This window comes from Emcibacteraceae bacterium, assembly GCA_041396985.1.
Classification (GTDB): Bacteria; Pseudomonadota; Alphaproteobacteria; order Sphingomonadales; family Emcibacteraceae; genus Pseudemcibacter.
On record JAWKXO010000001.1, the window covers coordinates 820154 to 833061 of the forward strand.

The 12908-nt window shown below is 41.8% G+C and carries 14 protein-coding genes; 4 read left to right on the top strand and 10 right to left on the bottom strand.

The window, feature by feature from the left end; all coding sequences use genetic code 11:
- Nucleotides 1–22 precede the first annotated feature (22 nt).
- Nucleotides 23–1600, top strand: a complete 1578-nt coding sequence (locus R3D86_03970; GenBank protein MEZ5757355.1) for a sodium:solute symporter — start codon at nucleotides 23–25, stop codon at nucleotides 1598–1600.
- Nucleotides 1563–3305: a D-aminoacylase gene (locus tag R3D86_03975; protein MEZ5757356.1), complete on the top strand. Its 1743-nt coding sequence runs from the start codon at nucleotides 1563–1565 to the stop codon at nucleotides 3303–3305. Before R3D86_03970 ends, R3D86_03975 begins: the two co-directional genes overlap by 38 nt.
- A gap of 26 nt (nucleotides 3306–3331) precedes the next feature.
- Here R3D86_03975 and arsC read toward each other — a convergent pair whose 3' ends face one another.
- Nucleotides 3332–3679 (bottom strand): arsenate reductase (glutaredoxin), encoded by a 348-nt coding sequence (gene arsC / locus R3D86_03980; protein MEZ5757357.1) that lies wholly within the window; start codon nucleotides 3677–3679, stop codon nucleotides 3332–3334.
- A gap of 185 nt (nucleotides 3680–3864) precedes the next feature.
- On the opposite strand from arsC, the gene R3D86_03985 reads away from it, so the two are divergent.
- Entirely contained in the window at nucleotides 3865–4050 is a 186-nt protein-coding gene (locus R3D86_03985; protein ID MEZ5757358.1) for a (2Fe-2S)-binding protein, read from the top strand.
- A 127-nt stretch (nucleotides 4051–4177) separates the two neighbouring features.
- On the top strand, nucleotides 4178–4654 hold the full coding sequence (gene bfr, locus R3D86_03990; protein ID MEZ5757359.1) for a bacterioferritin: 477 nt from the start codon (nucleotides 4178–4180) through the stop codon (nucleotides 4652–4654).
- Nucleotides 4655–4657: 3 nt separating this feature from the next.
- Here bfr and R3D86_03995 read toward each other — a convergent pair whose 3' ends face one another.
- From R3D86_03995 to R3D86_04035, 9 genes are all read right to left on the bottom strand, one after another.
- Nucleotides 4658–5713: a quinone-dependent dihydroorotate dehydrogenase gene (locus R3D86_03995; GenBank protein ID MEZ5757360.1), complete on the bottom strand. Its 1056-nt coding sequence runs from the start codon at nucleotides 5711–5713 to the stop codon at nucleotides 4658–4660.
- Nucleotides 5710–6060: a DUF952 domain-containing protein gene (locus R3D86_04000; GenBank protein ID MEZ5757361.1), complete on the bottom strand. Its 351-nt coding sequence runs from the start codon at nucleotides 6058–6060 to the stop codon at nucleotides 5710–5712. Before R3D86_04000 ends, R3D86_03995 begins: the two co-directional genes overlap by 4 nt.
- Before the next feature lie 73 nt (nucleotides 6061–6133).
- Nucleotides 6134–6565, bottom strand: coding sequence for a helix-turn-helix transcriptional regulator (locus R3D86_04005; protein ID MEZ5757362.1), 432 nt, complete (start codon nucleotides 6563–6565; stop codon nucleotides 6134–6136).
- 123 nt (nucleotides 6566–6688) lie between these two features.
- The gene (gene lnt, locus R3D86_04010) at nucleotides 6689–8272 is read right to left on the bottom strand and encodes an apolipoprotein N-acyltransferase (protein MEZ5757363.1); all 1584 of its coding nucleotides are present in this window, start codon (nucleotides 8270–8272) and stop codon (nucleotides 6689–6691) included.
- Between the two features lie 5 nt (nucleotides 8273–8277).
- Complete coding sequence (locus R3D86_04015) at nucleotides 8278–9153, bottom strand: hemolysin family protein (GenBank protein ID MEZ5757364.1); 876 nt, start codon at nucleotides 9151–9153, stop codon at nucleotides 8278–8280.
- Between the two features lie 47 nt (nucleotides 9154–9200).
- Nucleotides 9201–9734: an rRNA maturation RNase YbeY gene (gene ybeY / locus R3D86_04020; GenBank protein ID MEZ5757365.1), complete on the bottom strand. Its 534-nt coding sequence runs from the start codon at nucleotides 9732–9734 to the stop codon at nucleotides 9201–9203.
- Nucleotides 9734–10735: a PhoH family protein gene (locus tag R3D86_04025; protein ID MEZ5757366.1), complete on the bottom strand. Its 1002-nt coding sequence runs from the start codon at nucleotides 10733–10735 to the stop codon at nucleotides 9734–9736. The genes ybeY and R3D86_04025 overlap by 1 nt, the downstream gene beginning before the upstream one ends.
- A gap of 23 nt (nucleotides 10736–10758) precedes the next feature.
- On the bottom strand, nucleotides 10759–12117 hold the full coding sequence (gene miaB / locus R3D86_04030) for a tRNA (N6-isopentenyl adenosine(37)-C2)-methylthiotransferase MiaB (GenBank protein ID MEZ5757367.1): 1359 nt from the start codon (nucleotides 12115–12117) through the stop codon (nucleotides 10759–10761).
- Nucleotides 12118–12125: 8 nt separating this feature from the next.
- A complete protein-coding gene (locus R3D86_04035; protein MEZ5757368.1) occupies nucleotides 12126–12872 on the bottom strand; it encodes a lysophospholipid acyltransferase family protein in 747 nt (248 codons plus the stop codon).
- Between the last annotated feature and the right edge of the window lie 36 nt (nucleotides 12873–12908).

Here is a 12908-nt window from a genome sequence, read left to right on the forward strand (position 1 = left end):
CAGAAAAAAACAAAGGCAGACTATGGCAGGAAATTTCTCAACACTCGACTGGCTGATCGTATCCGGTTACCTGCTCTTGTTATTTGGGATTGGATGGGCTTTTACTTTTTTAAAAGCACAAACAACGCGCGACTATTTTCTTGGGGCCAATAAAATGCCCGCCTGGCTGGTGGCAATTTCAGTGATTGCCACGACCCAGTCCGCGGCCACTTTCCTCGGTGGTCCTGACCAGGGATACCGAAATGATTATTCCTATCTTGCCGTTAATATAAGTGCAATTATCGCATCACTTTTTATTGCAAAAGTTTTAATGCCCAAATTTTATGCCATGAAAGCAACGACCGTATACGAGCTTCTTGCCTTAAGCTTTAACGATACTGCCATGAAGGCCGCAGGGGCAATGTATCTGGTCGGTCGGTTATTTGCCAGTGGCGCCCGTCTTTATCTTGCAGCTATTGCCGTTTCAATGATTTTATTTTCAAATATTGAGGCCGGAAATATCATTACTGCATCAGCATTACTTATTGTGGTTGGGTTCTCAATCACATTTCTAAATGGAATACGGTCCGTTATCTGGAGCGATTTAATTCAGTTTTGCGCCTATAGTTTTGCGGCAATTGCGGTTTTATATTTCTTACTTAATCACATACCTCTCACCCTGCCTCAAATAGTCAGTGAGCTGAAACAAACACCGGAGGGGTTCAATAAACTCCGTATTTTTAATACCGGTATTAATTTTACCGACCCATATAGTCTTCTTTCAATTCTGACGGGTATGACACTTTTATATATTGCCAGTTTCGGCCTTGATCAGGATATAGCCCAGCGCCTGCTTACCTGCGAAAAAGGACGTGATGGAGCCAACGCAATTATACTCTCGGCATTTATCGGTATCCCACTGATCTGGATGTTTATATCAATCGGGGAATTGCTCTACCTTTATTATGACAGACCAGACATTATGGCGACGTCAGCTGACTTTACTCCCTCACAGGAATTTCAGGGGAAGAATATTACAATATTCATGCATTATATTTTAAATGAGCTTCCATCAGGGTTAAAAGGAATGGTCACAGTCGGTGTCATTGCCGCGGCGGTCTCGACCATCAATTCCGGCTTAAATTCCATGTCATCGGTTATCATTCAGGATTTCTATCGGCCATGGATTTTAAATAAACAACATAAGCCCGAACATCATTTTGTCAGGGCCGGTCAATTATGTATGGGGCTGGTGGGAGCTGCTCTTTTTTTTATGTCGATACTCTGTTTTTATTGGCAGCAATATTCAGGTCTTCCCCTACTCGATTTTGCATTATCCCTTATGGTATTTGCCTATTCCGGTCTGCTTGGGGTCTATTTTACGGTGATATATACCAATCGCGGGTCAACAAAATCGGTAATCTTTGCTCTAATTATAGGTTTTGTTGTAACTTTAATTCAGCAGCGTTATATTGTCGATCTGCTCAAACTGCCGGAAGGACTGGGGAATATTGCTTTCAGTTGGCAACTCTGTATAGGGACTATTGTTGCATTTATAGTTTGTCAGATAGGGAACAGTAAAAATGAGGACATCCAAAATGATAAACCATTCAAATTATAAATATATTTTTATCACTTTCATTGCTCTTTTTATCACAGCCAGCTGCTCTGAAAAACAGACGGTACAGGAGACGGCACATTATGACAAAATCATTCGTGGTGGTATGGTTTATGATGGACTTGGGAGTTCGGGCAAAATCGCCGATGTTGCGATTAATGATGATCGGATCGCAGCAATAGGTGATCTTGGACAGGCCGTCGGGGACACTGAAATTGATGCAAGCGGACTTGCTGTAGCCCCTGGTTTTATTAATATGCTGAGTTGGGCTGCTGAACCACTTATATATGATAGTCGTGGCATGAGTGACATCAAACAGGGTGTGACCTTGGAAGTTTTCGGCGAAGGTTCATCCCCTGGCCCCTTAAATGCTGAAATGAAGCAACATGAAATCGATACTCAGGGCGAAATGAAATATGATGTAAACTGGAACAGCCTTGGTGAATTTCTGTCCTATGCTGAGAAAAAAGGAATTACACCCAATGTGGCGTCCTATATCGGCGCAACAACTGTCCGCATAAATGAACTAGGTTATGACAACCGTCTGCCCAATGAAGAAGAATTAAAAAATATGCAGCAACTAGTCATAGATGCCATGAATGAAGGGGCCCTTGGCGTTGGGTCATCCCTTATTTACGCACCGGCTTCCTATTCCAATACTGCAGAACTTATCGCTTTAAGTAAAGCGGCCAGCGTCTGTGGTGGTTCCTATATTTCCCATATGCGCAGTGAAGGCAATAAATTGGAAGAAGCCGTTGATGAACTGCTGACAATTGCCAGGGAAGCCAATTTACCGGCAGAAATTTATCACCTGAAAGCCGCAGGAAAAGAAAACTGGCCTAAACTTGACAATGTCATTGCCAAAATTGAGACTGCCCGCGCGGAAGGCTTAAATATTCGTGCCAATATGTATAGTTATACGGCCGGATCAACCGGATTAGATGCCATGATCCCACCTTGGATACAGGAAGGCGGTATTAAAAGCTGGATCGCCAATATGCAAGACCCAGAGCTACGCGCCAAAGCGCTTAAGGAAATGCGCGATCCAAACCGGGACTGGGAAAGTCTTGGTGCGGCATCGGGATATGAAAATGTCGTGCTGGTCGGTTTTGATAATCCTGACATGCGCCCTCTAACCGGCAAAAGACTGACGGAAATTGCTGAAATGCGTGGATCCAGCCCCGAAGAAACCGCCATGAACCTAGTTGCGGAAAATGGTGCCGATGTCAGCACAGTTTATTTTATGATGAGCGAAGAGAATATTAAAAAGAAGCTTAATCTGCCCTGGGTGAGTTTCGGGTCTGACGCACGTGCAATCCCAAATGAAAGCATATTCCTCCATTCCAGCACACATCCGCGTACCTATGGTAATTTTTCCCGGGTATTAGGAAAATATGTTCGCGATGAAAATGTTCTACCGCTTAGCGAAGCGATAAGACGAATGACCTCCCTTCCAGCTGAAAACCTGAAAATTGCGAACCGTGGCGCTCTTAAAGTCGGCTATTTTGCCGATTTGGCAATTTTTGATCCTGCCACAATAAAGGATGTCGCCACTTATGAAAACCCGCATCAATATGCCATGGGAATGAAGCATGTTTTTGTCAACGGTACCCAGGTCCTTAAAGACGGTGAGCATACCGGCAATTTCCCGGGACGATTTGTGAAACGGGATGGCTGGCAAAATCAATGTTCACTGGCCGATGTATAATAATCCAGTGAATTTAAATTTTCCAGTCAGAGTATGGTCAGGACATTTTCCGGCGGGCGGCCAATGGCCGCTTTGCCATTTGCCAGCACAATCGGTCGTTCAATTAATTTTGGATATTTGATCATGGCTTTTATTAAGTCCTGACGGCTTAAGCCAGCGTCAGCCAGATTATTCTCTGCATATTCAGCTTCTTTTTTACGCATTAAGTCTCTTGGCTCAATATTGAGCAAGCGGAGAATATTCTCTATTTCAGCCACTGAAGGGACATCTTTCAAATAGTCCCGTATTGTTGGAGCAATCCCCTTCTCTTCCAACAGAGCAAGTGTCTGACGCGATTTGCTGCAACGGGGATTATGGAAAATTGTTACGGTCATTTTTTATCCTGAATATAATTTGCCTGAATGAGTTTCTTGTGTCATGGGCATATAATCAAAAAACACACCCAATTCCAATGTTTATCATAAAAAAAGTTTATAGTAATAAGAATGATTATTAACATTGTTGACAATAATTCTCAATTGCATATAATTATGACATTACCAATTTGAGAGTCGAAACCATGTATGTATGTGTTTGTAATGCCCTTGATGAAAATACTGTACGCGAAGCGGCACGTAAAAATAATGGCTATCAAAGCGCAATAAAGATATATGAATCACTTGGGGTTAAGCCACAATGTGGCATGTGTCTTTGTGATGCTCAAGAAATCTGCAATATGGAAAAGCAGTCCCACCAATCACAGTAAACTATCTAATAATCATTTTCACTATTAGTATCAATAACTTATACAAACTTAATTTCCCAGTTAATTTGACTTGAAGCTGTAAAATCTCTATTATAGCATCCAAACAAAAAGCTATCAGGAGTATGTCATGAAAGGTGATAAGAAAGTCATCGAATTTCTCAATAAAATTCTAAAAAACGAATTAACAGCCATTAATCAGTATTTCCTGCATAGTCGCATGTATGGGGACTGGGGATTAAAAGCGCTGGAAAAATACGAATATGAAGAATCAATCGATGAAATGAAACATGCAGACGAGCTGGTCAAACGCATTCTTTTTCTTGAAGGTCTTCCCGCTATGCAGCAACTTGGCCGCTTAAGAATTGGTCAGACGGTAACGGAAATGATGAAAGGTGATCTGGAACTGGAACTGGCAGGCCATGCCGATCTTAAGGATGCGATTGAATATTGTGAAAAAGTCCGTGATTACGTTTCGCGGGAACTCTTTGAAGAAATCTTGTCAGACGAAGAAGAACATATTGACTGGCTGGAAACAAATCTTGCACTAATCGATAAGGTTGGTGAGAAGAATTATCTGCAATCGCAAATGGGCGATGCGGATTAATTATTATTTATGATCAATACCGATGGCTTCCTTAATATTGCGGAAGCCATCTTTTTTTAGAAGTTCTTCTAGTTCCCAGTTAATTTTTCGGACCAGTCCCGGACCGTGATAGACAAGCGCTGAATAAAGCTGGACAAGCGATGCCCCTGCCTTAATTTTTCTGTAGGCCTGCTCGCCGTTTGATACACCACCAACACCGATAAGCGGAATTTTTCCGCTGGTCAATTTATACATTTTTGATAAAATTTCTGTCGACAATTCAAATAACGGCGCACCACTAAGTCCCCCTGCCTCGTCTTTAAATGATGAGACAAGATTGGGCCTTGAAAGCGTCGTATTGCTGACAATCAAACCGTCCATTTTATGTTTAAGAATTATTTCTGCAATATCGGCACATTCCTGATCATTAAGATCCGGTGCAATTTTTAAAATAAGAGGTGGAGCACTCTCAAGGCCTGCTTGATCTCTTACCGCTTTTAATTTTGATAAAAGCTCATCAAGCGCTTCTTTCCCCTGTAATGCTCTAAGTCCCGGTGTATTCGGTGAAGATATGTTAATCGTAAAATAATCCGCAAGACCAAGCAGTCGTTTAAGCCCAATGACATAATCCTCAATCTGATCATCACTAAGCTTATTGGCACCAATATTGGCACCAACAATGCCGTTGGTCTTTCCCCGGGCGGCTAGTCTGGCCATATAATATTCGAGGCCCTTATTATTAAAGCCCAGTCTGTTAATAACGGCTTTATCTTCTGTCAGTCTAAATATTCTTGGCTTTTCATTTCCCGCCTGGGCAAGCGGTGTAACAGTCCCTGTTTCGACAAATCCAAAACCCTGTTTCAGCATGGGTTCATATACTTCTGCATTTTTATCAAAACCGGCCGCCAACCCAACCGGATTTGGAAAATCCAAATTCCAGATTGACTGGTTTAGAATAGTTGATTTCGGAACATTCCCGCTTGGCAATAGGCCTGATTTCAGTGCTAAAATTGCCAGACTGTGCGCCCGTTCCGGAGAAATCAGAAAAAGGACCGGTTTTAAAAATTCATATAAATTCATCGATCATCCTTACTAAAGCCACACCAGCCATGATCCGGCAGTTCTTCCATTCCCACAACTGCCCCAGGATCCAGATTAGAATATAAATGGGGAAATTCCTGCCCATTTCTCGATTTCTCCCATTTTAGAGCCCCTGCAGGCAGGCGTTCAACGGCAATTTTAAGAAGCACTAACCCTTTCTGATCTTTAAAATGTTTATCAAGTGTGCCTTTAACCTGATCGTATGCGGAGAAATGGATAAATCCATCCCGAATGTCATCTGAGGACCCATTATAGGTTCCTTTGGCCACCGCCTTTTCCCATTCTGATTTTTTGCAGATCTTGTATATTACATCATTTTTAAACATGATTTCCCCATAAAAAAACATGCTTTAAGTAAACGATAAAGCATGTTTGTAAAATAATGAAAATTAATTGGTCTTATTTTTTACCATTTGATCCTATAGCCGAACTTCCTATAGCTTTTACCATTTCAAAAATTCTTTTTCTTACTGATGGATCAATTATCTTGTAATAAGCCCTGACAAGTTCCAGCGTTTCCCGTCTTGAAAGCTTATCAACTTCAAAAACCTGCTTGCTGCCTTCAGCCATCCCCTCGGCTTTACGGGTTGAATCCGGTGTCATTTCATCAAAGAAAAAAGATACTGGAACATCTAGAATTTTAGAAAGTTGATATAGTCGGCTGGAGCCAATTCTATTGGCGCCTCTTTCATATTTTTGTACCTGTTGAAAAGTAAGTCCAAGAGCCTTCCCCAATTTCTCCTGACTCATACCAAGCAGTGTTCTTCTAAGACGTACTCTTGCGCCTACATGAATATCCACTGGGTCTGGTGATGATTTGATCATGCTCATTTTAAAAATACCTTGCTTATATAAAATCACAATACTTCCCGACCTAGCAATGTAAGATCGACCACCCACAAAGTATGGTTATTGTTTAGTAGTGTAGCTATTTAACGTCAAGCTTTATCTTCTTTACGGTGTAAATCTACGAATTAGTACAATATTTACGATAGCAATTATAACACTAATAAGTGCAAATATCCACTGTTTGTATTTGGAATAAAGTGTTGCTTTCTCAATTTTATAAGGCAAACCGCTATTCATGACCCCTCTTTTGTTCAATCCAATCTGGTCAACTATACGTCCATAAGCATCAATGACTGCCGAAATACCTGTACCGGCTGACCTGATTATAGGCAACCCTTCTTCAATTGCACGTACACGTGTTTGCAGTAAATGCTGCCTTGGTCCGCTACTGTCACCGTACCATGCATCATTGGTAATGTTAAGCAGCCAATCCGGTCGGTCTGAAGGGTCAGTCACCTGTCCGGGGAAAATGATTTCATAACAAATTAGTACACCTACCGGTGGCAGACCTTTTATATTTAGTGTCTTTAGGCCATCTCCTTCACTGAAATCCTGACCCCCGCTAAATAATTGGTCAAACCCAAGTGATATAAAAAACATTTTGACAAAGGAAGGAATATATTCGCCAAGCGGCACCAAATGACTTTTATCATAAAGCGCCTCTATTTCTCCTTCATCATTTATTGCAATCATCGAATTATAAATTTTAAATGTTCCGGCACTCCGGTCCCTGCGGGGAAAACCCGTAAAGACCACTCCTCCTTTATCCAGCATTTTCGATATAACCTGCCGTCTTAACGGTTCTTCTGAAAGAGAATAAATAATCGCCGTTTCTGGCCAAATGACATGTGTTGTCCCTGACTGCTCAGACCCTTCACTCATTGTCATGTAAGAGATCAGGTTCTTTCCCCAATTTCGGGACGGCCATTTATCTTCCTGCTTTATGTTTGCCTGAACAATGCGAAGGTTGATATCTTTTACATAGTCAGTTTGTTGATTAAGCCTCAGGCTTCCATACGAATATAAACCTATAACCAATATTACTGCCAATAATGAAACAACAGTACGATTGATACGGTTCAGTAATAGAAGGGGGGAAAGCGCAAGAAAAACGGTAAATAGTCCTAATCCATATACACCCCAGACTGATGTGGATTGAAGCATCGCATCTGAAAAACCCCAGACATATCCTGTTAGATTCCATGGAAAACCGGTAAATAAAACGCCTCGCAACCATTCCATTACATTCCAAACCACAGTGAATGTCAGAACAATGCACAGAAGATGAGTTTTCAGATTATGGTTTTTATGAATAATTCTGACGGCAACCGACGTTAGGCCAGGGAAGATTGCCAGATAGCAGGATAATAAAGCAACCATAACATAACCAGCGAAATCAGGTATTGTGGGTTCAACTGCAAAGCTGTTGCCAATCCAGTAAAGTCCAGCAAAAAAATGTCCAAAGCCGAATGTTATGCCATAATAAAATGCCTGAATTGGCCCGGTACTTAACATTGAAAAAATCAGGAATACAGAAAATGCAAAAATAAGTGCCGGAAAAAAATATACTGGTGCAAATGCCAGCGCCGAAATCAGACCCGAACATAACAAAATCAGATATTTTTTAATTAGAGAACTTCGGTCAAAATATTCTTTTAAGCTGTCGGTGGATAGTTCTGAATATGCCATTTAACTTATTTTCTGTGCACCAGAATATATTTTATATGTCTGGTATCACCATCAATAATTTCAAACCGTGTGCCGTTTTCATGTTCGACCAATTCTCCTTTCTGGGGAATGTGACCGGCTAGTTTAAACACCAGACCACCGACTGTATCCACATCTTCATCATGGTCATCACTTAAAAAATCAACGCCAAGCAGATCTTCAAGTTCGTCAATGGGAAGCCGCGCATCAACATGCAGATTGCCATCTGCCCGCTCACGCAACAGAACACCCTCTGCAATATCATGTTCATCCTCAATGTCACCAAATATCTGCTCGACCATATCCTCAATCGTCAGCAGTCCATCTGTTCCACCATATTCATCAACCACAATTGCCATATGAATTTGGGTTTTTTGCATTTTCGTAAGCAAGTCAATAAGCTTCATCGATGGCGGTACAAACAGGATCGGACGCTGGATGGATTTCAACGACGGAAAATTATTATTATCCCTGTTATTTACAAATGCCCTGAATACATCTTTTATGTGAACCATGGAAAGAACTTCATCAAGACTTTCCCGGTAAACAGGCAGCCTCGATGTGCTTGCCCCGACAAATACATTGAGAAGTTCATCAAAAGGTGCATTCTCCTCGATAGCAATTATATCTGCCCGCGGCACCATAACATCATCAACCCGAAGGTCCCCGAAGGATAATGTATTCATGATAATTGAGCGTTCTTCTTCGCCCAAAGTTCCTTCAGCTGCTTCAATTTCCTCTATTACTTCTTCAAGACTTTCTTTCAATTCATGATCAATATCTGACTTGTTGAATATATTCTTTATAGCGCCCCAAAACCCGGTGTTCGACCCGGGTTTGTCTGCAGAATCTGATGATGTCATAATGCTTTTGCTGAAGCCTTTCCTGATGTTTTTCCGAAATTACTATTTCATGCTGAATAAGGATCGTCAATACCAAGATTGGCCAGAAGGCTGCTCTCAAGGTTTTCCATCACTTCCGCATCCTGATCTTCTATATGGTCATAGCCCAACAAGTGAAGAATGCCATGAATGACGAGATGTGTGAAATGATCCTCAAAACTGATTTCTGCTTCTTTCGCTTCTTGCTCCATTATTTCATAGGCAATATAAATTTCACCGAGTGAGTATGGGTGCTCCGTGGCCTTGTGATCCGATTTAAGGTAAAGTTCAATTTCATCTGCCCCAAGTCCGTTGAAAGACAAGACATTGGTTGGCTTATCCTGATAACGGAAGTCTTTATTAAGCTGATGAATTAGCTGATTATCACAAAGAACAATACTTAATTCCAGTAATGAAAAATTGGAAAAAAATTTCCCCTCTTTCACATTTTTTATGATCTGCTCCAGAGCCTTATCAATTAGTGCCTCATAACCTGGCAATTTTTCCTGCCACTGATCATAATCAACAGAAATTTCAAGATTAAACCCATCAGGAAACGACATTATTTGCGTTTACTCTCTTTATCGTCATAGGCTTTGACAATTTTTCCAACCAGCTTATGCCTGACAACATCACTGGCATCAAACTCAATAAAGGCAATATCCTTAATATGTCCCAAGGTCTCAATCGCATCTTTAAGTCCCGATATGTTGCCATCTGGCAAGTCAACCTGCGATGGGTCACCACAAACAACCATGTGACAGTTCTGCCCAAATCGGGTCAGGAACATTTTCATTTGCATTGGTGTTGTATTCTGGGCTTCATCTAGAATAACAAAAGCGTCGGACAAAGTCCTTCCCCGCATAAAGGCCAATGGTGCGACTTCAATTTCCCCTCGTTCAAGGCGTTTTTCCGTTTGCTCCATAGAAATCATCTGGCCAAGGGCATCATAAAGCGGCCTCAGATAAGGATCGACTTTTTCCTTTAAATCACCCGGAAGAAAACCAAGTTTCTCCCCCGCTTCGACAGCAGGTCTGGAAAGGATTATTCTTTCAACCTTACCTTCCAGAAGATGTGAAACGGCCATGGCAACTGCCAGAAATGTTTTGCCGGTACCGGCCGGGCCGAGACCAAAAGTCATTCTTCTTGTTCTTAAAGCTTCAATATATTTTGCCTGGTTGACTGACCGGGGGGAAATCGTCGTTTTTCTGGTTCGGATGACATTCTCATCAATTGAAATGGCCTCACGGGGCTTGGCAAATTTTACTCGGGGGCTTTCAAGCATACTGACAAGCCGAATGGCGCCATCCACATCATCAACAGTCACATCATATCCCTGCTCAAGTCTGTTATAAAGATTTAGAAGTACATCCCTTGACAGATTGCAGGCTTCTTCTGGTCCTTCAAAAGATAATAAATTACCCTTGCCAGAGAGTGTGCAGCCAAATTCATTTTCTATTCGCGCAAGATTGGAATTATGTTCACCGTATAGCGCTTGCAGAAGATGATTATCTTCAAACTCAAGCACCCCGGAAGTGAGTTTTACATCGCGTTTTCGTTTCATCTATTAAATTTTACCTAAAAATATCAGGCAAGTACACCTTGAATATTAAAGGGACCGCCCTCTTCTATCAATACATCAACTATTTTACCGTATAAGTCATCATATGATTTATTTCCAAGTGAAATCTGCACTGCCTGCATATATGGACTGCGGCCAAATGCTGCACCCTTCGTTTTACCTGTGCTTTCAACAAGTACCGGCAAAACCCTGCCAACAACTGAATTGTTAAATGCTGTTTGCTGCTCTTTCAGTAAAGCCTGCAGTTTGGTCAAACGGGTTGATTTCACGTCCTCATCCACCTGATCGTCCATCAGTGCGGCTGGCGTTCCCGGGCGCGGACTAAATTTAAAGCTATAAGCCTGTGCATAGGTCACTTCACGAACCAGTTGCATGGTCTGCTCAAAATCTTCTTCTGTTTCACCCGGAAAACCAACAATAAAATCGCCGGACAGGGCAAGGTCAGGACGAATTTTCCTCAATTTGGCAATCGTTCTTTTGTATGATGCGCTATCATGTGACCGATTCATGGCTTTCAGAATTTTATCAGACCCCGCCTGCACCGGAAGATGAAGATATGGCATACATTCTTTTACGTCACCATGAACCCTGAGCAGTTCATCTGTCATATCATGAGGATGTGATGTGGTATATCTGATCCGCTCAAACCCATCAATTTTCGCCAGTTCGGTTATCAGTTCTGGCAACCCCCATTCATCACCACTCCCAGAAACCCCATGATAGGCATTTACATTCTGTCCCAGCAGGGTAACCTCAACAACACCGGCATCAGCCAGCTTACGGGCATCTTTCATTACATCTTCAATAGTTCTGGAAAATTCTGAACCACGCGTATAGGGAACCACACAATAGGTGCAAAATTTATCGCAGCCTTCCTGGATAGTCAGAAATGCAGTTGGCTTCTTTTTCACATCTTTTTTGGATAGTTGATCAAACTTTTCATCCACCGCGAGATCCGTATCAAGGATTCTTGATTTCTCACCCCGCTGTTTAAGTGAAATAGACTGTTTAACCATTTTCGGTAAATTGTGATAAGTCTGAGGCCCAAATACCATATCCACGACTGGTGCACGCTTCATGATTTCGGCGCCCTCAGCCTGCGCAACGCACCCGCCAACGGCCAGAACCATATCTTCACCGTTTTTTTTCTTTTCATCTTTTATTCTACGAATGCGGCCAATATCAGAATAAACTTTTTCAGCCGCCTTTTCGCGAATATGGCAGGTGTTAAGGACGACAAGGTCCGCCCCTTCAGGTGTATCTGACGGCTCATATCCTTCTGGCGCCATGACGTCAACCATGCGTTCCGTATCATAGACATTCATCTGACAGCCATATGTTTTAATATATATTTTCTTCTTCATTTAAATTCCTAGTCGTCCACACGCCGAAGACGTTCTTCCAGTCTCTTTTCAATTGTCCGTTGGCAATAAGCCGAAAGTTCTTTTCTTGTTTTAAAGAGATTTCTTGATACCGGTTCATGAAAATGAACTTCAACTTCAATATTCTGTAATTTTAAGAACTCGCTGAAATGTGGACCAATATCCATATCTCCATACCAGGCAACAGACGGTCTGTTTGATCGATTTGTCGGCATACAGTTTATTCGCTTATAAACCATGCTGACAGGTTGAACCATAAGTTCGACGGGTCGTCCTTCCGTATCCGTCATTGGATGAATATAATTTTCCGTAACCCCAAAGAGAGAACTTTTAAACGGCAGAACCACTCCGCCGATTGAAGTGGTTCCTTCTGGAAACAGTATTAAACTATCTCCGCCTCTTATTCGGTCCTGCATTTCCTCGCGCTGGCTGTGTACCTCAGCCCTCTTTTCACGGTCTATAAAAATTGTTCGCTGTAAAGTTGATAAATAGCCAAGAACAGGCCAGTCAATCATATCACGCTTAGCAATAAAGCAGCCTTTAATGATATGGCCCAAAATGATAATATCAAGATAGGATATATGATTACTGACAAATAAAGTCGGTGAGCCTTCAAGAGCATGTCCAAATGTTTTCACTCTTATATCAAGCGCCAGGCACATTGATTTATGCACCCAATGTGGCCAGGCCTTATAGCCGGGAAACTTGAGTTTTTTAAACAGTATGGTTGGTGGCAATAAAACCCCAAGATAAACTGCTATCTTTAATAATTT

Coding starts and splice junctions, on each gene's coding strand:
- bfr (MEZ5757359.1), top strand. CDS start 4,178: ATGAAAGGTGATAAGAAAGTCATCGAATTTCTCAATAAAATTCTAAAA.
- R3D86_03975 (MEZ5757356.1), top strand. CDS start 1,563: ATGAGGACATCCAAAATGATAAACCATTCAAATTATAAATATATTTTT.
- R3D86_03970 (MEZ5757355.1), top strand. CDS start 23: ATGGCAGGAAATTTCTCAACACTCGACTGGCTGATCGTATCCGGTTAC.
- R3D86_03985 (MEZ5757358.1), top strand. CDS start 3,865: ATGTATGTATGTGTTTGTAATGCCCTTGATGAAAATACTGTACGCGAA.
- lnt (MEZ5757363.1), bottom strand. CDS start 8,272: ATGGCATATTCAGAACTATCCACCGACAGCTTAAAAGAATATTTTGAC.
- arsC (MEZ5757357.1), bottom strand. CDS start 3,679: ATGACCGTAACAATTTTCCATAATCCCCGTTGCAGCAAATCGCGTCAG.
- ybeY (MEZ5757365.1), bottom strand. CDS start 9,734: ATGTCGTTTCCTGATGGGTTTAATCTTGAAATTTCTGTTGATTATGAT.
- R3D86_04015 (MEZ5757364.1), bottom strand. CDS start 9,153: ATGACATCATCAGATTCTGCAGACAAACCCGGGTCGAACACCGGGTTT.
- R3D86_04005 (MEZ5757362.1), bottom strand. CDS start 6,565: ATGAGCATGATCAAATCATCACCAGACCCAGTGGATATTCATGTAGGC.
- R3D86_03995 (MEZ5757360.1), bottom strand. CDS start 5,713: ATGAATTTATATGAATTTTTAAAACCGGTCCTTTTTCTGATTTCTCCG.
- R3D86_04025 (MEZ5757366.1), bottom strand. CDS start 10,735: ATGAAACGAAAACGCGATGTAAAACTCACTTCCGGGGTGCTTGAGTTT.
- miaB (MEZ5757367.1), bottom strand. CDS start 12,117: ATGAAGAAGAAAATATATATTAAAACATATGGCTGTCAGATGAATGTC.
- R3D86_04000 (MEZ5757361.1), bottom strand. CDS start 6,060: ATGTTTAAAAATGATGTAATATACAAGATCTGCAAAAAATCAGAATGG.